Source organism: Gillisia lutea (assembly GCF_021568705.1).
GTDB lineage: Bacteria > Bacteroidota > Bacteroidia > Flavobacteriales > Flavobacteriaceae > Gillisia > Gillisia lutea.
The window spans coordinates 434,358-458,678 of record NZ_JAKGTH010000006.1 but is presented as its reverse complement, the minus strand read 5'-3'; the positions used below and the strand labels follow the sequence as shown (position 1 = coordinate 458,678).

Sequence of the window (24,321 nt, the reverse complement as noted above, 5' to 3'; positions counted from 1 at the left end):
CTCCAATATTTCAATCCTAATTCATTAAATAGTAACCAAATAAAGAATTATTATTGTAATCAAACATTAATGGGTATGTTATTTCATAAAACATTGATTAAGTGGTACTTGAATTGTAAAAGGGAGTTACCCTGGAGGGAAACAAGTGAGCCATACCGCATATGGTTAAGTGAAATTATGCTTCAGCAAACAAGAATTGATCAAGGTTTACCGTATTATTCTGCTTTTACAGAGGCGTATCCAAGCGTTTTTGATCTAGCAAATGCTTCTCAGGAAGAGGTGTTAAAGTTGTGGCAAGGCTTAGGGTACTACTCCAGAGCCAGAAACTTACATGAAACAGCGCAAAATGTGGCCTACAACTTAAATGGCATCTTTCCAGAATCATATAAAGAATTGCTGAAATTAAAAGGAGTGGGAGATTATACCGCTAGTGCCATAGCTTCTATTTGTTATAATGAACCTGTTGCGGTAGTAGATGGAAACGTTTACAGAGTACTAGCCAGATATTTTGATATAGATACTCCTATTAATAGTAGTGAGGGTATTAAAATATTTAAACAGTTGGCAATGGAGGTTATGGATAGGGAGGATCCCGCGACTTATAACCAGGCAATCATGGAATTCGGTGCTTTGCAGTGCAAGCCTCAGCAGCCTTTGTGTGGTAGCTGCCCTTTAGCCGCAAGTTGTTTGGCATTAAAGAATAATAAGATTAGCGAATTGCCGGTCAAGCTTAAAAAAGGGAAGATCAAGAAGCGATATTTCAATTATTTGGTATTTATTTCACTTGAAAATAACACATTAATAGAGCAGCGTTCGGGGAAAGGTATTTGGGAAGGTTTATATCAGTTTCCTTTAGTTGAAACCGAGGCGCCCGTAACTCAGCAAGAATTAATTAATAAGGCCGAATTCAAAAGTTATACGGGAGTGGATATGTTGGATATTACCCTATATAATGATACTCCTATTATTCATAAGCTGTCACATCAACATCTCTACACTACTTTTTGGGTGATTGAAAAGATTGAATTACCCGATATAGCGGTCTCTGTGGGAGCACTTCAGGATTACCCTGTTCCTGTGCTTATTGCTAATTTTTTAAACGATTTTGAATTTGCTGAATTTACTTAAATATTAAAGTAGAGCTTTTCTGAAATTCTTATTTTAGGTTTGCTTAGGGCAGCTAAATTATTTTCTTTAATTTAGAATGAATTTTGATCTAATTGCAATAATTTCGCTTTTTTAAAAATATAATCATGACAGGTACACTTAATAAAGTAATGTTGATTGGGCACACGGGAGACGATGTAAAAATGCATTATTTTGAAGGTGGCGGGTCTATAGGTAGATTTCCGTTAGCGACTAATGAGGTTTATACGAATAAAGCAACAGGTCAGCGAGTAGAAAATACAGAGTGGCATAATATTGTAGTTAGAAATAAGGCTGCCGAAATATGTGAGAAATATCTTAAAAAAGGAGATAAAGTATATGTAGAGGGTAGGTTAAAAAGTAGAAAATGGACTGATGATAAGGGAATAGAGCGATATTCCGTAGAAATTCAATGTACCGATTTCACTTTTTTAACTCCCAAGAATGAGCCTTCATCTCCGGGAACCCAAAATACACCAACTAATTCTCCTGCTACCGCACCAAAAAATGATACTTTTGCAGGTCAATCAGCGGGAAATGATAATGAAGACGATTTACCGTTTTAAGTTTAACTAAAATAAAAGCAATTGGATCCAGATCCTCCCAGTTTAATTCTAGCATTTATATCAATAGACTTCTCGCAAGTCATTAGCATTATAGCATTATTCTTGCTGCTTGTGTGTTCGGCACTTATTTCGGGCGCTGAAGTGGCTTTCTTTTCTCTTACCCCGGCCAATTTTATTACCGAAAATGGGAAAATGAGCAACACTCAAAAAATTGTAGTTCGCTTATTAGAGAAACCAAAAAAATTGCTTGCCACAATTTTAGTAGCCAACAATACTATTAATATTGCGACTGTTTTACTTTTTGATGCAGTAACCGATGATTTCTTCGGAAATATGAATGCGGTTTTCTTCGGAATCAATTTCAAATTTGTGGTAGAAGTAGGTATTATTACCTTTCTTATATTGCTATTTGGAGAGATCTTACCAAAAGTATATGCCAGCAGGAACAACGTGAAATTTTCTAATTTCATGGCATATCCTTTAAATGTTCTGGATACTTTAATTTCTCCTCTAAGTACTCCCATGCGTGCAGTGACGCTGTATATCCATGAGAAATTAGGAAGGCAAAAAAGCTATATAAGTGTAGATCATCTTTCTCAGGCTCTAGAATTAACAAGGGAGGAAGATACTACACAGGAAGAACAGAAGATCTTGAAAGGGATAGTTTCCTTTGGAAATACCGATACAAAACAGGTGATGCGTCCTAGAATGGATATCTTTGCATTGAATGTGGCACAATCTTTTAAAGAGGTGATTCCTGAGATTATTGAGAATGGTTACTCTAGAATACCGGTGTATACAGATAATATCGATCAGGTCAGCGGAATTTTATATGTAAAGGATTTATTGCCGTTTATTGATATTAGAGATTTTGATTGGACTTCTTTATTGCGCGAGCCTTATTTTATTCCTGAAAACAAGAAATTAGACGACCTTTTGAATGAATTTCAGGAGAAAAAAATTCATTTGGCAATAGTTGTAGATGAATACGGAGGTACGAGTGGTTTGGTTTCTCTAGAAGATATTATTGAAGAAATTGTTGGAGATATAAGTGACGAATTTGATGATGAAGACCTTGTGTTCTCGAAGTTGGACGACAATAATTTTGTTTTTGAAGGGAAAACACCTTTAAAAAACTTCTATAAAATAATTAGGCTGGACGATCCTATTGCCTTTGAAGAAAATAAAGGGGAGTCGGAGACTCTTGCTGGATTTCTACTCGAAATTTCAGGGGGATTCCCTAGGAAGAATGAGATCATAACGTTTTTGAACTATAAATTTACTATTGAAGTAATAGACGATAAGCGCATCAAACAAATAAAGCTGAGCATAGAACCAATATGAAAAAATTGATAGCTTCTTTATTTGTTGTGGTGTTATTTGCTTCCTGTAAAGACGAGGTTCGGCCGAAGCCGCCAGCATTCCTGGCTTTAGAATACCCTGAAGCTGTTTATGTAACAGATACTCTCGATTGTCCTTATCACTTTGAAAATAATAACTTGGCAACAATTTCTTTAGGGAAAACGAAGGTGCCCTGCTGGGTGAATATTGAATATCCTTTATTGGATGCTGCTATTTTTATTACCTATCAGGAAGTGAATAATAATTTAGATTCTCTTCTAGCCGATGCTCAAAAGCTTCCATTGCAACATACAATAAAAGCCGATTTTATTGAGGGTGATATCTATGTAAATCCAGTACATAAAACTTATGGGATGTTCTATGAGATAGATGGAGATGCTGCTTCGCAAGCTCAATTCTATGTAACCGATAGTGTAAAACACTTCATGACGGGTTCCTTATACTTCAATCAAAAACCTAATTTTGATTCCATAATGCCTGCAGCGGCGTATCTTAAAAAGGATATGAAACATCTTATGGAAACACTTCAATGGAAGTAAAGTTTTAAAATAACCTTTTTCCATTCAAGAAGATTTTATTCTATTTTCGCTCTTCGTAGAAATTGAATCTCTTACCCTTCCTAAAAATGCCTTTAAAAAATTTAAAATGGATATATCTTATCCTGCTCTCCATTGTTTGGGGAAGTTCTTTTATTCTTATTAAAAAAGGTTTGGTTGGGTTGAGTGCTCTTCAATTAGGATCTTTTAGAATTATTTTTGCTGCTTTATTTTTGCTCCTCGTAGGTTTTAAAAGTTTGCTGAAGATAAACAGAGCTCAGTGGAAATGGATCGTGCTCTCTTCCTTTATAGGGTCCTTCTTTCCTGTATATTTATTTGCATTTGCTGAAACCGAAATAGATAGCGCTGTAGCATCTATTTTAAATGGCACAACCCCTTTAATGACCCTTATATTCGGGGTTTTATTTTTTAAAGTACTTCTTGCCCAAAATAAAGCTTTAGGGGTAATAATTGGACTTTTAGGAACTGTAGGTTTGATTTTAAGTGGTGCTCAGGTGAATCCAGATCAAAACTATATGTATTCAGGCTTGGTGGTTATAGCCGCAGCTTGTTATGCCTTGAATGTGAATATCATTAAAAGATATATGCACGATATATCGGCGCTGGGGATTACTACCGGAAATTTTTTGGTTCTATTACTGCCTGCGCTCGGTGTATTGTTTTTTACCGATTTTTCGTTTGCTGAAGTCCTTCAAAATTCAGTAGTATCAACTTCATTAGTATTTGTAATGATTCTTGGAGTAGTAGGAACAGGGATTGCTATGATTGTTTTCAATAAACTTATTCAGATTTCCGACCCTGTTTTTTCCACTTCTGTTACTTATCTAATTCCTGTAGTGGCTTTAGGATGGGGTATTCTTGATGGGGAGGTTTTTACTTCTTTTCAACTATTATCTGCTGCTATCATCCTTTTAGGTGTTTTTTTAGTGAACCGGGCGAGAAATTTATATACCAAAAACAAAAAGACCGGCCTTTAAAAGCCGGTCCTTTCACCCTTAATAAAAAACAAACTATTCTTCAAAATCACTATCACTTACTCCTTCGTTTACTTTTACTGAAGTAACGTTGAATTCAAATGATTGTGGTCCAAAAGACTGGCTTATTGTAAATGGGAATTTAATTCCGCTAACTTCCTGGTAGTTGCTGAATCCTGTAGGGATAGACATGGTTTGTCCGCCTTGAGAAACAGTTTTAACAGATTTTACCTTCAATCCGCTTTCAAGATCATAATAATTGGTAGTGTCATCTGTCAGGGCAACAGCATAAGCATCTTTACCTTCTACGGCTTCAACTCCCATGATTTTCGCTCCATTCGGCTCAAGTTCCGGAAATGGATTAGCTGAGGCTTTTGCTGCCACAATTTGCTCTTCAGTAAATTCAACTTTTTGCCCCTGAGCTACTACGAACCCTGATTCTCCATTGAAAATTTGCTTGCTAATAGGATTTCCTCCCATTGCAATAACAGTAGCCGATTTTCCGGAAGCGGTATTTTTAACTTCTAGATCTAATTTTTGTCCTTGAATTTCAGCCTGTGCAAGCATCATTACACTTTCTACAGTAGAAACTGTTTCTTTTCCTCCAATTGCTTTTAGGTATTTGTTAAAAACTGACTCTACAGTAACCGACTTGTCAACAGCTTTGTTGAACTCTGGCTTGTCGATAGAATTTGCGAATCTGTCGAAGTATTTAACCGGGATAGCTTTTTCATTATAAGAAAGGTTTTCCAGTGCGGCAGCTACTTCACTTCCTTTTCCGGTCACAACAATTCTTGCTTTATCTACCATAAAGTATTTTTTAGCAACACGTTGTACATCTTCAGCAGTTACCGCGTTAATTTTCTTCAGGTAGTTCTGGTAGAAGTCTTTCGGTAGATCATCTGTCTCAATATTCAGTGCATATCGTGCAATTGTGGTTGGTTGTTCTAAAGCCATCACAAAATTACCCACATATTTGCTTTTTGCATTGTTTAGCTCTTCAGTAGAAACTTTTTCATTTCTAATACGGTGTATCTCATCTAAAAACGCAACTACTGCACTGTCAGTAACAGCATTTCTCACACTAGCGCTTACAACAAAAGTTGAAACATATTTATCGTCACTTGTGCTGGAGTAGGCTCCGTAAGTATACCCTTTATCTTCTCTTAGGTTAAGGAATAATCTTCCTTCTCCACCCCCACCAAGAATCTGGTTTGCAACCAATACAGGGAAATAATCCTTATCACCTTTTTTAAGTTGTATGGTATTTACAACGGCAACTTCACTTTGAACCGCATTGGGCATATCCATGAAGTTAACTTGGGTAAACTGTACGTTTGATGGTTGAGGAATTGTAAATGAAGGAAGGTCTTTCTTCTTCCAATTTCCAAATAATTTAGTAACCATTGGCTTTACTTCTTCTAAAGTAACATCACCAACAATCACCAAATATGCATTTTGCGGAACAAAATAGTCGTTGTAAGTGTTCTTTACATTCTCTAAAGTTAAAGCTTCAATGCTTTCTTTGGTTTCCATCTCTCCATATGGGTGATTTTTACCATAGGCAAGTGCTGAACGTAATTTTCTAGCATTGGCAGCAACATTTTTTTCATCTGCTTTCAGGCCTTCTAAAGTACGGTCTTTAGATTTTTCAAATTCTTCCTGAGTGAAATTAGGATTTAAAGTACCTTCAGCCATCAATTCTAAAATTCTCGGAAAATATTTAGACAATGTATTTGCTGAAGCTCCACTTGAGAAAAAGTTTACGTTTGCTCCTAAGTAATCGATCTCTTCATTGAAAGCATCTTTTTCAATATTCTGAGACCCGGACCCAAGTAAATCTCCTAATAAAGAGGATACCCCTGCTTTAGTTCCTTCTGGATGAGGTGGATTGTCTAAAGTAAGAGTCATGTTTACTCTTGGTAATTTATGATTTTCAACAAGAAGCACTTTCATGCCATTGTCTAATTTGAAGGTTTCAGGAGTTCCCAGATTAATCTTAGGTGCTGGTCCTGCTTCCGGTTGCTTTGTGCGGTCTACTTGTGCCTGAATCCCAAAGGACATCAGGAATACAACTGCTAATGCTGTTAATTTATTTTTCATGTGTCTTATTTTGAATTTTTTTCTTCTGAATCACTGCTTTTTGGCAAATACTTTAAAACCAATCTTTGGTTTGGGTTTAAATATTGATTTGCAACTCTTTTGATATCTTCTCTTGTGATAGATCGATAAATATCAATTTCATTATTTATCAAATTGGTGTTGCCGTATAGTTCATGATAAGTAGCTAAAGAGCTGGCTATACCTGAAACACTACTATTAGAATTCACAAATCGGTTTTCAAAGGTGTTTTGAAGTTTTTCAAACTCTCTTTCTGAGATTAGGTCGGTTTGAAGTTTCGCAATTTCCTCATCAGTCTCTGCTAATAAAGTGTCTAAAGGAGTATCTGCAATTGGAATTCCAAAAATGATATACTGTCCGTAATCTTCCTGACTTATATTAAATGCTCCCACTTGAAGCGCTTGTTTTTGGTCGTCTACCATTTTTTTGTACAGTCTAGATGATTTTCCGTCAGATAAAACAGAAGAGATCATGTCTAATACATAAGCATCCTTTTCTTTCATTGAAGGAGTACGGTAGGCTGTTACAATTGCAGGTAACTGAATGTTAGGATCTTCGTAAGTTGCGTTAATTTGCTCGGTAATAGGTGCTTCTTTAATGTCGATGCTTTTTACTTCAGCTCCTTTAGGAATATCTGAAAAGTAATCCTTTACCCAAGTCTTGGTCTTGGCAATATCGATATCTCCAGCAACGACTAAAGTAGCGTTATTTGGAACGTAAAACTTTTCATTGAAAGCTTGAAATTCTTCAAGTGTTGCAGCATCAAGATGGTCCATAGAACCAATAGTTGCCCATCTATATGGGTGTTTAGTGTATAGGTTCTTTTTTACCTCTGCAAGAATTTGCCCGTAAGGGGCGTTATCTACTCGAAGTCTTTTTTCTTCTTTCACTACTTCATTTTGAGTGTCTACTCCCGTTTGGTCGATAACAGGATGTAACATTCTTTCCGATTCCATCCAAAGAGCTAATTTCAAATTGTTAGATGGAAAATTTTCGTAGTAATAAGTTCTGTCGTCGGTAGTGTTAGCGTTGTTAGAGCCTCCGTTAGAGGAAACTAACTTGAACCAACTACCTTTTTCAATGTTCTCTGTTGCTTCAAAAAGCAGGTGTTCAAAAAAGTGAGCAAACCCGGTGCGTTCAGGATTTTCATTTTTTGCTCCTACATGATACATTACAGAGGTAGTAACAACTGGAGCTGTATTGTCCTGGTGCAGGATAACGTGCAGTCCGTTGTCAAGATCATACTCGGTAAATTCAACTTCTTGTGCATATCCGGCTACCCCCAGAATTACCGCACAGGCTGATAATTTGATTTTTTGGATCATTGTTTAAGTTTTTATTAATGGTGCTATATTAGTGTGTATACATATATTAATGTTACAAAAATTATGAGGATTTATAAAAGATACTATATTAAGTAATCGTTTTTTATTAGAATATTAAAATTAACAGCCTGTTAAGTGATTAAAAGTTTATTTTTTAAGAACTTTAAAGTATAAAACCCTATGAATTATGAAACAGTTTAGTATACCCATAAAATATGGTATTGCAATTGCTGCAGGTTTAATTGCCTATTTTCTAATTTTGTCTTTGTTTGGAGCTCATAAACAGCCTATTTTTAGCTTATTTAATGGTGTAATAATGGCATATGGGATGTACGAGGCCATTAAGCATTACCGGCTTATTGAAGCTAAAAAGTTTAAATATGAAAAGGGATTTATGGCAGGATTATTAACGGGGTTTAATGCGACAATTATCTTCACTATATTTTTTGGAATCTATGCCACTGAAATAAAACCTGATTTTGTAAATGAATTACTCTCAATGTGGCGCAGCGATTACGGGATAGGTATTGGAATAGTACTATTTGTCGTAGCTGTAATGGGATTTGCAACCAGTATCATACTAACGCTTATGTATATGCAATTGTTTAAGGATTCCTGGAACACTAAAGCGGGAAAAAGACACAGCCCATAAAATGAACAAAGACTTTGTGAATTAATTAATTAGGAGTATATTTGCACCCGCTTGAATTAAAATTTCAGGTGAATCTATAAAATAATTAATTAATAAATACGCTATGTACGCAATTGTAGAGATAGCAGGGCAGCAATTTAAAGTTGCAAAAGACCAAAGAGTATTTGTAAACCGTTTAGCCGGTGAAGAAGGAGACAACGTTTCTTTTGACAAGGTTTTGCTAACTGGTGACGGAGATTCTATTACTTTAGGCGCCCCAGCTATAGAAGGAGCATTAGTTGATGCAAAAATCACTAAGCACCTTAAAGGAGACAAGGTTATTGTTTTCAAAAAGAAAAGAAGAAAAGGTTACCGTGTGAAAAATGGTCACCGTCAGTCTTTAACTGAAATTTCAATTACCGGGATTACAGTAAAAGGAGGAAAAAAATCTTCTTCAGCCAAAAAAGAGGAAACTACTGCTTCTTCTGATTTAAGTTCTAACACTGTTGCTGAACTTAGAGAAATGGCTAAAGATAAAGGAGTAGAAGGTTATTCTTCAATGAAGAAAGCTGAATTAATTGCTGCTTTAAGTTAATTTTTTAATAGACTAAAAAGGAAATAAAATGGCTCACAAAAAAGGAGTTGGTAGTTCCAAGAACGGTAGAGAATCAGAATCAAAACGCTTAGGTGTTAAGATTTTTGGTGGACAAGCTGCTATTGCTGGAAATATCATCGTTAGACAAAGAGGTTATACACACAATCCAGGTGAGAATGTGTATGGAGGAAAAGATCACACTTTACACGCCAAAGTTGATGGTATTGTAAAATTTACTAAAAAGAAGAACAATAAATCTTTCGTTTCTATCGAACCGTTTGAAGCATAGTTTATCTTTTAGATAGAATATAAAACCCTTTCTGGAAACAGAAAGGGTTTTTTTGTTTATTTTTAATTCTATTAAATTAGAATAGATATGGATTTCATTACCATTTTAAACTCTCCTAATGCTTTCGAGATAGCTATTATCAGGAATTTATTTGATATGGAAAACATTCAATACAAGATCTTTGATGAATCTATAAGTAGCGCTGCGGGTCTGGCAGGTTTAGGAATTAATGGTATGAGAGTTCAGGTTTTAAAGGCAGATTTTCTCCGGGCTAAGCGTATTTTGGAGAAAGCAGATTTCAACTAATACAAGCCATAAAATTAAAAAGCCTCCTATTGTTTAGAATAGGAGGCTTTTTTAAAATATAAATATGACTAGTATCTGTAATACTCAGGTTTGAAAGGTCCTTCTACTGTTACGCCAATATAATCAGCCTGATCCGTAGAAAGTTCAGTTAATTCTACACCTATTTTTTCAAGGTGAAGTTTCGCAACCTTTTCATCTAAATGCTTAGGAAGCATATATACTTCGTTCTTGTAATCACCAGAATTTTTCCATAGCTCTATTTGTGCTAAAGTTTGATTGGTAAATGAGTTGCTCATTACAAAACTTGGATGACCTGTAGCACATCCAAGGTTTACTAACCTTCCTTCAGCAAGTAAAATAATGTCATTACCATTGATGGTATACTTGTCTACTTGAGGCTTTATAGTGTCCTTTGTGTTTCCGTGGTTCTTATTTAACCAGGCAACGTCTATTTCGTTATCAAAGTGCCCAATATTACAAACGATGGTTTTGTCTTTCATCGCTTCAAAATGCTCTCCTCTTACAATATCTTTATTTCCTGTAGTAGTAATAACGATATCTGCTTTAGGAAGTACAGTTTCTAGTTTTTTAACTTCAAATCCGTCCATTGCTGCCTGTAATGCACAAATTGGGTCGATTTCAGTAACAGTAACTATAGATCCTGCACCTTTAAAAGAAGCAGCGGTTCCTTTTCCAACATCTCCGTAACCACATACAACCACTCTTTTTCCTGCTAGCATGATATCGGTAGCACGACGAATAGCATCTACAGCACTTTCTCTACACCCGTATTTATTGTCGAATTTAGATTTTGTAACAGAATCGTTGATGTTAATAGCTGGCATAGGAAGTGTTCCTTTTTTCATGCGCTCATAAAGTCTGTGAACTCCGGTAGTAGTTTCCTCAGAAATGCCTTTAATGGCTTTAGCTAATTCAGGATATTGATCTAATACCATATTAGTGAGATCTCCACCGTCGTCAAGAATCATGTTTAACGGCTTTCTGTCTTCCCCAAAGAATAATGTTTGCTCGATACACCAGTTAAACTCTTCTTCAGTCATTCCTTTCCAGGCATAAACAGGAATTCCTGCCGCTGCAATTGCAGCGGCAGCCTGATCTTGCGTAGAGAAAATATTACATGAGCTCCACGTAACTTCTGCTCCTAAAGCAACTAGAGTTTCAATAAGCACTGCCGTTTGAATTGTCATGTGTAAACATCCGGCAATACGAGCTCCTTTTAAAGGTTGCTCATCTTTAAATTCTTCTCGAAGAGACATTAGACCTGGCATTTCTGCCTCGGCAAGTTCAATTTCTTTTCTTCCCCAGTCGGCAAGGGAAATATCTTTTACTTTATAGGCTGTATAAGGCGCTGTTTTAGTAGACATATTATTATATTTGATTTATAGCAATTTTTCAGTTGCAAAAGTAAGTAATATATAATAAAAAGTTATGCCCGTTTACAAAACAATAACAGTGAATCCTCATACTAAAGTGCTCATTTGGAAGATTGAAGAGTCTTACCAGTGGCTTAGCGAAGGTGTTGTTTTAACCGAGAACTGTAGGGCTCGAGTAGATGGTATGAAATCGGAAATTCATAAGCGTGGTTTTATGAGCATCAGGCATTTATTAGCAAATGAAGGCTACACCGATCATGATTTATATTACGATGAATTTGGAAAGCCACACTTAAAGGATGATAAGTTTATCTCTATAACACACTCTTTCCAGTTTACTGCAATTATAATAAGTGATGAAGAAGTTGGAATCGATGTAGAGAAGCAGCGGGATAAGATCATGAAAATAGCTGAAAAGTTTACTCCTTTAAAAGAATACCACACCTTAGCAAATGAAGAAGCTTTAATTAGGAAGTTAACTATTGTTTGGGGAGCAAAGGAATCAATTTATAAACTTCAGGCAGAACCGGGCTTAGGCTTTTTACAGCATATCTATATTAATGACTTCGATTTTGAAGATGCCGTCACCACCGGAAAAGTAACTTATAAAAGCAGGATCTCTAATTTTGATCTTGAATTTTTGGAATTTGAGGGCTTTACCTGTGTGTTTGCTCAAAGAGCTGCAGGGCTAACTGCATAAGTTATAATAAATGACATCTATATTTAAGGATATTATTTCAAAAATAGGTTCAGGAAAGAAATTATTGGCAGTTCTTATAGACCCCGATAAGTTCGATGAATCTAAAACAAACATTTTTATACAATCTTTGCCGGCAATAACCACTCATATCTTCATAGGGGGAAGCAGCGTAGAAATCAATAAAACTCAAAGAACCGTACAGGCTGTTAAAAAAGAAACTTCTCTTCCCGTGATTTTATTTCCGGGAGATGAATCTCAAATAGCAGAAGCCGCAGACGCGTTGCTTTTTTTAAGTCTGCTCTCAGGCAGAAACCCTGAATATTTGATAGGACAGCAGGTGAGATCGGTTAAACAATTAAAAGATTCCACTTTAGAAATTATACCTACAGGTTATATTTTAATAGATGGAGGTAAGGAATGTGCTGTACAAAGAATTAGCGGTACGCTGCCTATATCTCAAATAGACGTGGAAACAATTGTAGATACAGCTCTGGCCGGCCAGTTTTCCGGAAAGCAATTAATCTACCTTGAAGCAGGAAGTGGAGCGAATTATGCTGTTTCTGAAGAAATAATCTCAAAGGTAAAACAAGCTGTAAATATTCCCCTCATAGTTGGTGGAGGGATAAAAAATGTTTCTCATTTAGAAGCAGCTTTTATTGCCGGAGCAGATATGGTTGTGGTAGGGACTGCATTTGAAACTGGGGAATTCTTACAATCTGGCAGGTTAAAAGCTCAGTACATTTAAATCATAATTAATAAGACTACTGCCATATTATCATTAATTTTGATGCTTACCATTAAAAATGATATCAGCAAATGGATATTTCAGTAGAACTTACACTAACTCCGCTTCAGGATAATTACGAACCTGCAATCATTAACTTCATTAAGAGTCTCAGAGCTTCGGGGCTCACCATTAAAGAAACCCCGCTTAGTACTCAGGTATATGGAGAGTACGACAAGGTAATGGGAATCCTGAATGCTGAAATGAAAACAGCTCTGGAGGCGGTAGACCGCGGATTAATGTATATTAAAATTGTAAAATCTGACCGAAGCGACTATGCAGCCGATTTTTGATTTTTTCTTTGGCCAGTATTACGAATATCCCACCCTGTTCATTTTTCTTGAAGTAATCGCGGTTATTTTCGGTTTCTTATCGGTATGGTATTCAAAACAGGAAAATATCCTTGTTTATCCCACCGGGATTGTAAGCACCTTAATTTTTGTTTATCTATTATGGCAATGGGGCTTACTCGGGGATATGATGATAAATGCGTATTACTTTTCTATGAGTATTTATGGCTGGTACGTATGGACCCGAAAAGTTGATGCTACACATTTTACACCGGTAACTAGAATGAGTAGAAAAGAACATATTATTTCCGGGGTCATTTTTATTGGTACTGTTTTATTTGTGTTCGCGGTATATGAATTCTTTGATAAATGGACTGATTGGACCGCCTATGTCGATACCCTTACTACGGCAGTATTCTTTGTGGGAATGTGGCTTATGGCCCGAAAGAAAATAGAGAATTGGATTTATTGGATAATAGGAGATATTATCTCTGTGCCTTTGTATTTCTATAAAGGTTTAACACTTACCAGTTTTCAGTATTTATTATTTACAGTAATTGCCGTTTATGGCTATATGGCATGGAAGAAAAGCTTAAACAACAACCTTCAGCCTGCATAAAGGCGGTATTATTTGGCCCGGAATCTACCGGGAAATCCACTCTGGCGGCTAGGCTTGCTAAGTATTATAACACCTATTGGGTAAAAGAATACATGAGAGAATATCTTCAGCATAAATGGGATGTTAATAAAGAGATTTGTGAGCCTTCAGATATTCTTCCTATTGCCGAAGGACAAATGCATGAAGAGAATAGGCTTTCCAAAATTGCAAATAAAGTCTTATTTTGTGATACCGATCTTTTAGAATTAAAAGTGTATTCTGAAGCTTATTATGAAGGATATTGCCATCCTGAACTTCATAAATATGCGTTAAACAATTGGTACGACATTTACTTTTTAACTAATATTGATGTCCCATGGACTCCTGATGATCTTCGCGATAAACCGGAAGATCGGGAAGGAATGTTTAAAAAGTTTGAAAGCTCCCTACAGCAAAACCTTCGCCCTTACATAGTTTTAGAAGGAGACGAAGATAGACGATTTGAAACTGCAGTTTCAGTAATTAATGAATTATTAAAACATAGAATTTGAAGTTTAGTAAAGCAGATCTCACATTGATCGGGGAGAAAGGAATAAGTGTTGAAAATGTTCAGGACCAGTTGAATATTTTCAAAAGAGGGAATGTTGCAGTAGATATTCAGGCTGCAGCTACCGTAGGGAATGGCATTAAAGCTTTTTCTGATGATCAAATTACTAAGCTCGCAAGTTTCTATGATGCAAATAAAAACAAGCTTAACATTTTAAAATTCGTACCAGCATCGGGTGCTGCAACCAGAATGTTTAAAGCTTTGCATGCCTTTATGGAGGAGTTTGATCCTAAAAAGGAAAGCCTTCCTGTTTATCTAAATAAACCTGAAAATACGTCTTTAGAGAAGTTCTTTTCCCACATTGAAAAATTACCTTTCTACAAGCAGGCTTTAAAATATGCCAGTGAAAATTACTCCGAATTCGATACGGCTACCGATGATATTCAAAAATACCTTTTGGTAAAAAGTATATTATTTTCTCCTGGATTGGATCTTAGTAATTATCCTAAAGGCTTAGTGCCATTTCATAAATATCAGGGTTTTACCGCTACGGCTTTTGAAGAGCATTTGTATGAAGCTGCTCAATATGCAGAGGTAGTTGGCGTAGCAAAATTACATTTTACAGTTTCTGAAGGGCATAAGGAAAAATTTGAAACTGAATTTGAAAGAATTCAGTCAAGAGTTGAAAATGCAACTAATACCAAATTTAAAATTACCTATTCCTACCAGGATCCCAAAACTGATACCATTGCTGCAGCTGAAGATAACACTCCATTTAGAACAGCTGATGGGAATTTATTTTTTAGACCTGGAGGGCACGGAGCGTTGATAGAAAATTTAAATCAATTGGATACCAATCTGGTTTTTATAAAGAATATAGACAATGTTGTAACTTCTTCTCATTCCGAAGAAGTTGCGGGGTATAAGAAGATGCTCGCAGGGCTTCTCTTAAAAATGGAAGAACAATGCTTTTCATTCTTAGAACTTTTGGATAATAACGAAGTTTCAGAGGAAGAAATAAACAGGGTTTTGTCATTTCTAGGGGATGAACTTTTTGTAGAAATGGAAGCCGGTTTTGAAAAGCTTTCGAAAACCGAAAGAATTGAGCATCTAAAAGATCGTTTGAACAGACCGCTTCGGGTGTGTGGAATGGTTAAAAACGAAGGTGAGCCGGGAGGTGGACCATTTTTGGTGAAGATGGAAAATGGAATAAAATCCTTGCAAATAATTGAAGGTGCACAAATAGATCAAAAAGATTCTCGTCAGCAAGATATAGCGCAGAACGCCACGCATTTCAATCCGGTAGACTTGGTATGCGGACTTAAAAATTATAAAGGAAAATCATTTGATCTTCATAAATATGTTGATCCTGCGACAAGCTTTATCGCATCTAAGACAAAAGAGGGGAAAGAATTAAAGGCACTGGAAAGACCCGGATTGTGGAATGGAGCTATGGCAAAATGGAATACCATATTTGTAGAGGTTCCGGTATGTACCTTTAATCCGGTTAAAACTGTTGCCGACCTTTTAAAGGATACGCACCAAGTAAATTAGATATGCCCAATTTTGATATTATCCAACAGGAACTAAAGTTTAAAGCAGTACGAAGTTCCGGTGCGGGGGGGCAACATGTTAATAAAACTGCTTCAAAAGTCATTCTTAATTTTGATATTCCCAATTCTAAGGGACTTGTTGAGGAGGAAGTTACTTTGCTATTAGCAAAGTTAGAATCTAGGCTTACAAAAACAGGAGAACTCATTCTGGAAAATAGTGAATCTCGTAGTCAGCATCAAAATAAGGAAAACCTTATTAAACGATTTCAAGTAATAATTAAAGAGGCTCTTAAAAAGCCCAAGCCGCGTAAAAAGACAAAACCTTCAAAAGCCTCAAAGTTGAAAAGACTTCGCGAGAAAAAAATTCTGGCAGAAAAAAAGAGTCAACGACAAAAGCCTTCTTTATAGATCTGCCATTTTAAACAAAAGCTGTGGAAATGTTCTACACTTTTTGCCAGACATCAACCTATTTCCACATTTATTTTTTAAATATTAATTATTCGAAATATTTAGAGTTCCTTATTTAATAAGGTCTTACAAGGCTGTTTTGGGATCTTTGCTTTTTGGTACGATTTTCCTAATTAAACTAACAACCACAAAAACCAAAATTATGAAAAAGCTAGGATTAACATTTGCTGCAATAGGCTTGTTCTTTGCAACTGCACACGCTCAGGTAACAACCGAGGCTACTGTTGGAGTAGAAGCAACAGAGTCTGTTGCCATACAAGATGATTTCAAAAAGATTGATGTAGCGGCATTGCCCGCAACCATTAATGAGGCTATTACTAAAGATTATGCAGGATCACAGGCAACTGAAGCCTATATCAAAGAAAGTGATGAAGAGATCGTTTTTAAAATTGAATTACAAATAGATCAGGAATCCAAAACAGTATTTGCAGATGCTGAAGGTAATTGGATAGATCAAGAGGATGTTGAAAAAGAAGACTAATAACCAACTTTTGAAACTAGAGAAAGCTGCCATTTTTGGCAGCTTTTTTTTTGTCTGTTTATTTACGCCCTCAACCGCTCATAATTAGTAAATTTGCTGAATATTAAAGTAGTGTATTTTTTATGGCAGCAATCCTTATAATAGAAGATGATGTAGCATTTGCTACCATGCTCAATACCTTTTTTGCGAAAAAGGGTTATAAGGCAGAGGCTGCATTTTCTGCCGCTGAGGCATTTAAAAAATTAAAAGCTTCACATTTTGATGTTATTCTTACCGATGTGCGTCTCCCCGATAAGGATGGAATCGAGATCCTTTCAAAAGTAAAAGAAGAATTTGCGGGAATCCAGGTTATTGTGATGACTAATTATGCCGAAATAAATATGGCTGTAAAAGCTATGAAAGAAGGGGCTTTCGATTATGTTTCAAAACCATTTCAGCCGGAGGCTATCTTGCAAACAATAAACAATGCATTAAATCAGAAAGAGGTTACAGGGAAGCAAAAATCTGTGACAAAAGAGGTTTCAGTTAAAAAAGAAAAAACAACTTTAGTATCCAATAACGAATTTGTTAAGGGGGTAAGCGATGCTGCTCACAAATTAAACGACTATATTGATCTGGTAGCACCTACCAATATGTCGGTTCTAATAATGGGCGAAAGCGGTACAGGAAAGGAGCAGGTGGCAAAGAGTATACACGATAAAAGCAAGCGTAGGGATGCTCCCTTTATAGCTGTTGATTGCGGTGCTATTCCTAAAGAAATAGCCTCCAGCGAATTTTTTGGACACTTAAAAGGTTCTTTCACCGGCGCTATTCAGGATAAAACGGGGCATTTTGAAGCTGCAAATGGAGGGACATTATTTTTGGATGAGATAGGAAATTTAGGCTATGATCTACAAGTCCAGTTATTACGAGCGCTTCAGGAGAGAAAAATAAAACCTGTAGGTAGTAATTCAGAAATTAAAGTTGATATTAGAGTGGTAACGGCTACCAATGAAGATCTGGCAGAAGCTGTAAAAGAAGGTAACTTTAGAGAAGACCTTTATCATAGATTGAACGAATTTTCTATTCAGGTTCCTGCTCTTAGAGATAGAAGTGATGATTTGATGTTATTTGCAGAACATTTCCTAGATGAAGCAAATACCGAATTGGAAAAGGATGTAGTTGGTTTTAGTGAAGAAGCTATCGAGGCTTTTCAGAACTACTCTTGGCCAGGAAACCTGAGAGAACTGAAGAATATGGTGAAGCGCGCTGTTCTTTTAACACAGGAGGATATAATACCTTTAAAGGTGTTACCACATGAGATCTCTGCCGCGAAAAAAACTGACGAATCTTATGGCCTATTTAAAAGCAAGAATGAAGAAGCTATGATCTTAGATGCCTTGGAAAAGGCAAATGGCAATAAAAGTAAAGCTGCTCGACTTCTGTCTATTGATAGAAAAACTCTTTATAACAAGCTTAAACAGTACAATATTAAGCTTTAATCTCTTTGTTCAGCGCTTCCAGAAGTACCTCTATCTCCAGAAGTAAACTAGCAAGGGGCTCTTTGCTATCTAAGTTGAATTTCTTTATTTCTAATAATTCTAATTTTCTAACAATATCATCTGCTCGTAATTGTTTGAACATAGGTAGCATTCTATGCGCTATCTGAGCAATTCTTTCACTATCATTTTGTTTATGAGCATAAGAAATCTCTTTTATGTTGATCTTTGTACTGTCAATTAAAGCTTTTAGGATGGTGTCTAATGCTTTTGGATCGTCACCTGTAAAAAGTAATATCTCATCAAGGCTATACATGTCGTTAGCAGAAGGTTTCCTATGGGTGTTAGGGTGGTTTTCTAAATTCACTTTTAATACTTCGCCTATTTTTAATAGAAAATCTCTCGGTTTATAGGGCTTTAGCATATGATCTGTAAATCCCGCCTGTATATAAGTAGTATCACTCACATTGGTTCTTCCAGAAACCGCAATTACAGGTATTTCAGAAAGATTCGGATTAGTTCGAATAGCCTTCACTAACTGAAAACCATCCATATTTGGCATTTGAATATCGGTAATGACTAATTGATAATTTTTACTTACTAATTTTGCAATGGCTTCTTCTCCGTCTTTCGCTGTGTCGCAATTCATCCCTACCGATCTAATAAGCTCTTTGGTAAGGGCCAGTTGAGAAGCTTCATCATCGGCTATTAGAATATTCCTGCCATTCAATTCAATCTTAGGCAGTTCAGGTTCTTGGGACGGCCTTATATCTTCAGCAACTTTCTTCACCGGGATTTTTAGTAAAAACTCGCTGCCCTTTCCCGGCTCACTTTTTAAGCTGATACTTCCATGAAGTAGTTTGGTGATGCGTTTAGTGATAGCTAACCCTAAGCCTGTACCACCGTATTTCTTTTCAATTTCGCCATGTTCCTGAGAAAATTCTTCAAAGATCTCTTCCTGTCGTTCTTTTGAGATCCCAATACCTGTATCCTTTAAGCGTATTAAAAGGGTATAAGCATCCCCAATTTCTTTTTCTAAGGCAACTGTAGCTGTAATCCCTCCGGATTCTGTGAATTTATAGGCGTTGCTAATTAGATTTGATAGGATCTGTTTTATTCTGAAAGGGTCGCTAATAACTTTACAGTCGGCTTCTTCTGAAGCATCCACCACGACCTTAAGATTCTTCTTATCATTTATGGGAATAATATTGGTTAGAGTTTCTTCAACTAAATTTTTAGGATTAAAAGGAAGGTATTCAATCAGCATTTTCCCTGCCTCCAATTTGGAAAGATCTAAGAGGTCATTTACCAGGTGAAGAATATATTCCGACGACTTCTTAATATAGCCCAAATAGTGTTCCTGCTTGTTGTTCAATCCCGATTTTTCAATGAGATCGGTATAGCCCATTACTGTGTTTAAAGGCGACCTAAGGTCGTGAGTGATAGTTGCCATGAACTGCTCTCGGCGTTTCATGAGTGACTCTGTAAACACTTGAGCTTCCTCGAGTTTTATTCGATATTGCTGACTGCGTGAAACATCACGCACAATTAGAAAAAGAAAAAAGAGTATTATTAAAATACACAAAACCCCTACAATTATTATAATTCGAGAGACTTCTTCTAATAGATTTTGCGAGTTTTCTACCCTTTGTAAAGAGGTTTCTCTTTCTTCCTGTTCAATAACGCTCAAAAGTTTTCTAAGTTGCTGGTTGAGCACCATATCATTTTCCAGAAGTTCATTTTCTTTCTTGTTGATAACCTCTCTAAATCGTTGATTTTCCTTCTCCAGTTCGCTCAAGACATTTTTTACAGAAGCTACCAGAGCTTGCGTGCTTTTACTGGATTCTTCGGCAGGTTCTTCATCTTGGGAGAATTCTAATAATTGTATTAATACTCGGCGTTGATGTGGTTCAAGATCGGAAAATCTGTTTTCATAATCGGGCTCGTTAAACGACTCGTCTACCTTTTGAAGTTCCTGGATAACCTCCTTGTAATAATTCGTGTTTCTATCCTGAGATCTAAGCTGAAGGATTTCCTCTAAGTTGTCCCCTTTTCTGGAAAGTAGAAGGGAAATACTATCCAGTTCAATTTTCATAGTTTCATCGGCATAAGTGCCCTTTAGGGAATCTAGACTATTTTGAATGCTTTTGATTTGATTGGAATATCGGTTTAGGTCAGTCTCATCTCCAGATTGGATGAATCTTCGGCCGGTATTCTCCGTTTCATATAGCTCGGTAGCAATTTCGCTCACCAATACCAATTGCTGATTGTTAAGAGTGTTAGATTGAGTGAGGGAAGAGAATTTAACTACCTGAGTATAAATGAACCATACGGCCATAGCAGCTAAGGCAGCTACTAATAAATATCCTATTATTACCTTAAAGGTTATGGATCGTTTGGTGTTTTTCATAGCTCAAATATTGCTAAAATTACGCCAATTCTTTTAAAATGAATCAATCGTATTAAAAATCGAAAAAAGCTTATTACATTTGCCGGACATCTCAAAGGGGTGCTATTGATGGACTTGTTCTAAAAGTAGCTGAGATCATACCCAAAGAACCTGGGCGGGTAATGCTGCCAAGGGAAAAAGATACTTTTTTAGTATCACTAATTGTATGCACCCCCTGTTGAATTGGCTCGAGCAATTTATCAGGGATTTTTTATGCAATTATTTTAATCAATTAATTAACCATAAGAATAATCGCCCCTTTTATTCGTACAAATTCAAATTTTACGAATGAAACTTTTATTCAGTATTTCGGCCTTAATGCTACTGTCAGCAATAGGTTATGCACAACAAGATTTAGACACTATTAGCAAACCTCCAGAAAAATTAGATGAGGTGCTTGTAAAAGCAATTCGAGTTGATGCCAATTCTCCCGTTACACATTCCGATCTTAGCAAAGAAGAGCTGGAAAAGCGCAATTTAGGACAGGATATTCCTTTTATGCTAAATTATTTGCCTTCTGTGGTCACCACCTCCGATGCCGGAGCCGGTGTGGGTTATACCTATTTTAGAGTGCGTGGGAGCGATGCTTCCCGAGTGAATGTAACACTTAATGGTATTCCTTTTAACGATTCAGAAAGTCAGGGTTCTTTCTTTGTAAATCTGCCCGATTTCACTTCTTCTGTAGAAAATTTACAGCTGCAAAGAGGAGTAGGGACTTCCACAAATGGTTCTGGTGCTTTTGGAGCGAGTTTAAATTTGCTCACAGATGCGGTTTCTGAAGAGGCCGGTGGAGAGATCGCTAATTCTTTTGGTTCCTTCGCAACTCGAAAGCATAGTGTGAAATTCACTACAGGGCTATTACAGGATCATATTGAAATTGCTGGTAGAATTTCTGCTATTGCAAGTGATGGATATATAGATCGTGCCGATTCCGATTTAAAATCTTACTTTTTGCAAGCATCTTATATAGACGATAATACACTTATTAAAGCAATTACTTTTGGAGGGCATGAGATAACTTATCAGTCATGGAATGGTATAGATGAAAACACTTTAAGAACAGATCGTACTTTTAATTCTGCCGGGATGTATGAAGATGAAGCTGGAAATGTTCAGTTCTATGATAATGAAGTAGATGATTATAAACAGGATCATTATCAACTGCACTGGAATCAGCAATTTGATAATAATTGGTCAACAAATTTAGGGTTGAACTACACGTATGGACGTGGATTCTTTGAGCAGTATAAGGAAGATGAAGATTTTTCAGATTATAATTTCACTCCTATTTCAATAGGTGAAGAAACCATTAACACGACCAATCTAATTCGCCGTAGATGGTTGGATAATGATTTCTATGTAGTGAATGCCAATGTGAATTACAAAGATTCACAATGGGAAATTAACTCAGGAGCTTTTTATAGCCTCTATAAAGGAGACCATTTTGGAGAAGTTATTTGGGCACAATACGCTGGGGGGTCGGAGATACGAGATCGATATTATTTCAGTGATGCTTCAAAACAGGAAGTTACCGTCTTTTCTAAAGCTACCTTCAGGCTAAATGATAAATGGCAAATCTTTGCCGATATGCAGGGGAGATTCATCGATTATGAAACAGGCGGAATTACCTCAGATCTTGTGCCTATTGATGTAACTCAGAATTTCAGTTTTTTCAATCCTAAAGCAGGAATTACATATCACTTGAATGAAAATAACCAGTTTTATGGCTACTATGGAAGAGCTAATAGAGAACCATCTAGAAATGATTTTGAAGAGGGAATTAGCACAGCCGAAAAATTGAACGATTTTGAACTAGGATATCGCTATACTTCAGAAAAATTCAAACTGAATTCTAATGTTTATTATATGGACTACAAAGATCAGTTAGTACTTTCGGGAGAATTGAACGATGTAGGTTCTCCTTTGCGTACCAGCAGTGGAGATAGTTACCGCTTGGGAATAGAGCTGGATGCAGAAATTTTGGTGACCGATAAGCTTAGGCTAATGCCTAACCTGGCTTTAAGCACCAATAAAAACAGAGATTTCCTAACCTCAAGAGATGGGGAACTGGTAAACTTAGGAAAGACCAATATTTCATTCTCACCAGAGATTGTAGCCTCGAATATGATCTCGTATCAGCCACTGAAAAACCTGCAAATAGGCTTGTTGTCTAAATATGTGGGAGAGCAGTATATGGGAAATATAGATAGCGAAACTTCAATTTTGGATAGTTTCTTTGTGAACGACCTGAATGTATTCTATGAATTACCCGATTTCTCCGTTTTTAAATCGGTGATAGTATCTGGGCTTGTAAACAATATTTTTAATGCGGAATATGAATCTAATGGTTATTTCTATACCTATGACGATGATTATTCAAATCCTGGAACAATTACAACCATAGAAGGCGCGGGATTTTATCCTCAAGCTGGAACTAACTTTTTATTGGGGCTAACATTAAAATTTTAAGCTTAATACTCCTCTCTCCTTATAGAATAAGGGGAGAGGTTTAATTATATACCTCTAAGATATTGCCGGTTTTTCTTACACGGTATGGTTTTAAAGAATATTCTCCTGAACCTTCTGTTAGCTCCCCTGTAAGAAGATTGTATTTATTCCCGTCGTTGCAATTGCAGGAAACTATAATGCCGTTTACACTTAGCCTTGAGCAGTCGCTTACGACATGATTTGGATCGGTTAGCTCAAATGCCAGATACTGGGTGTTGTTAATATTGTAAACAACAAAACCATTTATGCCGTAATTATAGTTGGCATAAGTGTTTCCCGGAAAGTTGAGGCTGTTGTATTCAGGTAAGCTCAGATTCAGTTTTGCGGTAAAACTTGTCTCTATTAAATAAGGGTTCTTTACCGATTCGGTATCTGAAGAGCATCCGAAAGCGAAAGAAGAAAGTACTACTATATAAAGCAATTTTTTTATCATGGAGATGATTGTTGTGAACAAGAATTAAATTGTTTTCAATTTTTAAATTTATTATATTTGTTTAGATAAATCCCATGGAGCATGGGATTTTTTGTATTTAGTAGCTCTTTAAACTGAATTCATTCTTAAAGCGCTATTCTTTGAAAAGCTTGACTAAATCCGGGACAAGGGATTTAGTTTTATAAAATCATGAAAATTATATAACAAAATTAGCATTCAAGGGTCTGGCCCTTATAAAAGCTAATGGTTAAACGATAAAACAATGAGTAAAGTATCTTATTATACCGCAGAAGGTTTAAAGAAGTTGAAAGATGAACTCAATCAACTTAGAGATGTGGAACGTCCAAAAGCATCTGAAGCAATTGCAGAAGCTAGAGATAAAGGAGATTTAAGCGAGAATGCAGAGTACGACGCAGCTAAAGAAGCACAGGGACTTTTAGAAATGAGAATATCTAAAATGGAAGAGATAGTTGCAAATGCTCGTGTGATAGACGAATCTCAGCTTGATACCTCTAAAGTATTAGTGCATTCTTTGGTGAAGATTAAAAATCAGACGAATGGAACGGAGATGACTTATAAATTGGTAGCACAAAGTGAAGCCGACCTAAAAACAGGAAAAATTTCTGTAGATTCCCCTATTGGGAAAGGTTTGTTGGGTAAAAAAGTAGGTGAGATAGCTGAAATTAGTGTGCCTAATGGAACCATGAATTTCGAAATTCTAGAGATCTGGAGAGAGTAATTTTTTCAAGAATTTAAAATATCATCC

General features: G+C 36.3%; 25 protein-coding genes. 20 read left to right on the top strand and 5 right to left on the bottom strand.

Features of this window, described 5'->3' with window-relative positions; all coding sequences use genetic code 11:
- Positions 1 to 75 precede the first annotated feature (75 nt).
- From mutY to L1I30_RS02080, 5 genes are all read left to right on the top strand, one after another.
- Entirely contained in the window at positions 76 to 1,128 is a 1,053-nt protein-coding gene (mutY, locus tag L1I30_RS02100; RefSeq protein ID WP_236132594.1) for an A/G-specific adenine glycosylase, read from the top strand.
- A 125-nt stretch (positions 1,129 to 1,253) separates the two neighbouring features.
- Positions 1,254 to 1,712, top strand: a complete 459-nt coding sequence (locus tag L1I30_RS02095) for a single-stranded DNA-binding protein (protein WP_236132593.1) — start codon at positions 1,254 to 1,256, stop codon at positions 1,710 to 1,712.
- A 21-nt stretch (positions 1,713 to 1,733) separates the two neighbouring features.
- Positions 1,734 to 3,056, top strand: a complete 1,323-nt coding sequence (locus L1I30_RS02090; RefSeq protein ID WP_236132592.1) for a gliding motility-associated protein GldE — start codon at positions 1,734 to 1,736, stop codon at positions 3,054 to 3,056.
- On the top strand, positions 3,053 to 3,613 hold the full coding sequence (gene gldD, locus L1I30_RS02085) for a gliding motility lipoprotein GldD (RefSeq protein WP_236132591.1): 561 nt from the start codon (positions 3,053 to 3,055) through the stop codon (positions 3,611 to 3,613). Before L1I30_RS02090 ends, gldD begins: the two co-directional genes overlap by 4 nt.
- Positions 3,614 to 3,699: 86 nt before the next feature.
- The gene (locus L1I30_RS02080) at positions 3,700 to 4,608 is read left to right on the top strand and encodes a DMT family transporter (protein ID WP_236132590.1); all 909 of its coding nucleotides are present in this window, start codon (positions 3,700 to 3,702) and stop codon (positions 4,606 to 4,608) included.
- 33 nt (positions 4,609 to 4,641) lie between these two features.
- On the opposite strand, the gene L1I30_RS02075 is transcribed toward L1I30_RS02080, so the two are convergent.
- Positions 4,642 to 6,708 carry a M16 family metallopeptidase gene (locus L1I30_RS02075; protein WP_236132589.1) on the bottom strand — a complete coding sequence of 689 codons (2,067 nt, stop codon included), beginning with the start codon at positions 6,706 to 6,708 and terminating at the stop codon, positions 4,642 to 4,644.
- Between the two features lie 5 nt (positions 6,709 to 6,713).
- Positions 6,714 to 8,051 carry a M16 family metallopeptidase gene (locus tag L1I30_RS02070; RefSeq protein WP_236132588.1) on the bottom strand — a complete coding sequence of 446 codons (1,338 nt, stop codon included), beginning with the start codon at positions 8,049 to 8,051 and terminating at the stop codon, positions 6,714 to 6,716.
- A gap of 187 nt (positions 8,052 to 8,238) precedes the next feature.
- Between L1I30_RS02070 and L1I30_RS02065 the strand changes: the two genes are divergently transcribed.
- The 4 genes from L1I30_RS02065 to L1I30_RS02050 all read left to right on the top strand — a co-directional run bounded on the left by L1I30_RS02065 (position 8,239) and on the right by L1I30_RS02050 (position 9,872).
- A complete protein-coding gene (locus tag L1I30_RS02065; protein ID WP_236132587.1) occupies positions 8,239 to 8,703 on the top strand; it encodes a DUF4199 domain-containing protein in 465 nt (154 codons plus the stop codon).
- A gap of 103 nt (positions 8,704 to 8,806) precedes the next feature.
- Positions 8,807 to 9,277: a 50S ribosomal protein L21 gene (gene rplU / locus L1I30_RS02060; protein ID WP_236132586.1), complete on the top strand. Its 471-nt coding sequence runs from the start codon at positions 8,807 to 8,809 to the stop codon at positions 9,275 to 9,277.
- Positions 9,278 to 9,305: 28 nt separating this feature from the next.
- Entirely contained in the window at positions 9,306 to 9,566 is a 261-nt protein-coding gene (rpmA, locus tag L1I30_RS02055) for a 50S ribosomal protein L27 (RefSeq protein WP_236132585.1), read from the top strand.
- Positions 9,567 to 9,653: 87 nt separating this feature from the next.
- Complete coding sequence (locus L1I30_RS02050; RefSeq protein WP_236132584.1) at positions 9,654 to 9,872, top strand: putative signal transducing protein; 219 nt, start codon at positions 9,654 to 9,656, stop codon at positions 9,870 to 9,872.
- A gap of 68 nt (positions 9,873 to 9,940) precedes the next feature.
- Here the strand turns inward: L1I30_RS02050 and ahcY are convergent, their stop codons facing one another.
- Positions 9,941 to 11,257, bottom strand: a complete 1,317-nt coding sequence (ahcY, locus tag L1I30_RS02045) for an adenosylhomocysteinase (protein ID WP_236132583.1) — start codon at positions 11,255 to 11,257, stop codon at positions 9,941 to 9,943.
- A 64-nt stretch (positions 11,258 to 11,321) separates the two neighbouring features.
- On the opposite strand from ahcY, the gene L1I30_RS02040 reads away from it, so the two are divergent.
- The 9 genes from L1I30_RS02040 (at position 11,322) to L1I30_RS02000 (ending at position 18,168) form a co-directional block, all read left to right on the top strand.
- Positions 11,322 to 11,966, top strand: a complete 645-nt coding sequence (locus tag L1I30_RS02040) for a 4'-phosphopantetheinyl transferase family protein (RefSeq protein WP_236132582.1) — start codon at positions 11,322 to 11,324, stop codon at positions 11,964 to 11,966.
- 10 nt (positions 11,967 to 11,976) lie between these two features.
- Positions 11,977 to 12,711 (top strand): phosphoglycerol geranylgeranyltransferase, encoded by a 735-nt coding sequence (locus tag L1I30_RS02035; protein WP_236132581.1) that lies wholly within the window; start codon positions 11,977 to 11,979, stop codon positions 12,709 to 12,711.
- A 71-nt stretch (positions 12,712 to 12,782) separates the two neighbouring features.
- A complete protein-coding gene (locus L1I30_RS02030) occupies positions 12,783 to 13,043 on the top strand; it encodes a thiamine-binding protein (protein ID WP_236132580.1) in 261 nt (86 codons plus the stop codon).
- Positions 13,027 to 13,659, top strand: coding sequence for a nicotinamide riboside transporter PnuC (gene pnuC, locus L1I30_RS02025; protein WP_236132579.1), 633 nt, complete (start codon positions 13,027 to 13,029; stop codon positions 13,657 to 13,659). The genes L1I30_RS02030 and pnuC overlap by 17 nt, the downstream gene beginning before the upstream one ends.
- Positions 13,620 to 14,189 carry an AAA family ATPase gene (locus L1I30_RS02020; RefSeq protein ID WP_236132578.1) on the top strand — a complete coding sequence of 190 codons (570 nt, stop codon included), beginning with the start codon at positions 13,620 to 13,622 and terminating at the stop codon, positions 14,187 to 14,189. The genes pnuC and L1I30_RS02020 overlap by 40 nt, the downstream gene beginning before the upstream one ends.
- Positions 14,186 to 15,739, top strand: coding sequence for a DUF4301 family protein (locus tag L1I30_RS02015; protein WP_236132577.1), 1,554 nt, complete (start codon positions 14,186 to 14,188; stop codon positions 15,737 to 15,739). The genes L1I30_RS02020 and L1I30_RS02015 overlap by 4 nt, the downstream gene beginning before the upstream one ends.
- A 2-nt stretch (positions 15,740 to 15,741) precedes the next feature.
- On the top strand, positions 15,742 to 16,146 hold the full coding sequence (arfB, locus tag L1I30_RS02010) for an alternative ribosome rescue aminoacyl-tRNA hydrolase ArfB (protein ID WP_236132576.1): 405 nt from the start codon (positions 15,742 to 15,744) through the stop codon (positions 16,144 to 16,146).
- 202 nt (positions 16,147 to 16,348) lie between these two features.
- Positions 16,349 to 16,687, top strand: a complete 339-nt coding sequence (locus tag L1I30_RS02005) for a hypothetical protein (RefSeq protein WP_236132575.1) — start codon at positions 16,349 to 16,351, stop codon at positions 16,685 to 16,687.
- A gap of 122 nt (positions 16,688 to 16,809) precedes the next feature.
- Entirely contained in the window at positions 16,810 to 18,168 is a 1,359-nt protein-coding gene (locus L1I30_RS02000) for a sigma-54-dependent transcriptional regulator (protein WP_236132574.1), read from the top strand.
- On the opposite strand, the gene L1I30_RS01995 is transcribed toward L1I30_RS02000, so the two are convergent.
- Entirely contained in the window at positions 18,158 to 20,575 is a 2,418-nt protein-coding gene (locus L1I30_RS01995; protein WP_236132573.1) for a hybrid sensor histidine kinase/response regulator, read from the bottom strand. The two genes, L1I30_RS02000 and L1I30_RS01995, sit on opposite strands and share 11 nt — an antisense overlap.
- 327 nt (positions 20,576 to 20,902) lie before the next feature.
- Between L1I30_RS01995 and L1I30_RS01990 the strand changes: the two genes are divergently transcribed.
- On the top strand, positions 20,903 to 23,083 hold the full coding sequence (locus tag L1I30_RS01990; RefSeq protein ID WP_236132572.1) for a TonB-dependent receptor: 2,181 nt from the start codon (positions 20,903 to 20,905) through the stop codon (positions 23,081 to 23,083).
- Positions 23,084 to 23,123: 40 nt separating this feature from the next.
- Here the strand turns inward: L1I30_RS01990 and L1I30_RS01985 are convergent, their stop codons facing one another.
- Complete coding sequence (locus L1I30_RS01985; RefSeq protein ID WP_236132571.1) at positions 23,124 to 23,555, bottom strand: Rieske (2Fe-2S) protein; 432 nt, start codon at positions 23,553 to 23,555, stop codon at positions 23,124 to 23,126.
- A gap of 262 nt (positions 23,556 to 23,817) precedes the next feature.
- On the opposite strand from L1I30_RS01985, the gene greA reads away from it, so the two are divergent.
- Entirely contained in the window at positions 23,818 to 24,294 is a 477-nt protein-coding gene (gene greA, locus L1I30_RS01980; protein WP_236132570.1) for a transcription elongation factor GreA, read from the top strand.
- Positions 24,295 to 24,321: the final 27 nt, after the last annotated feature.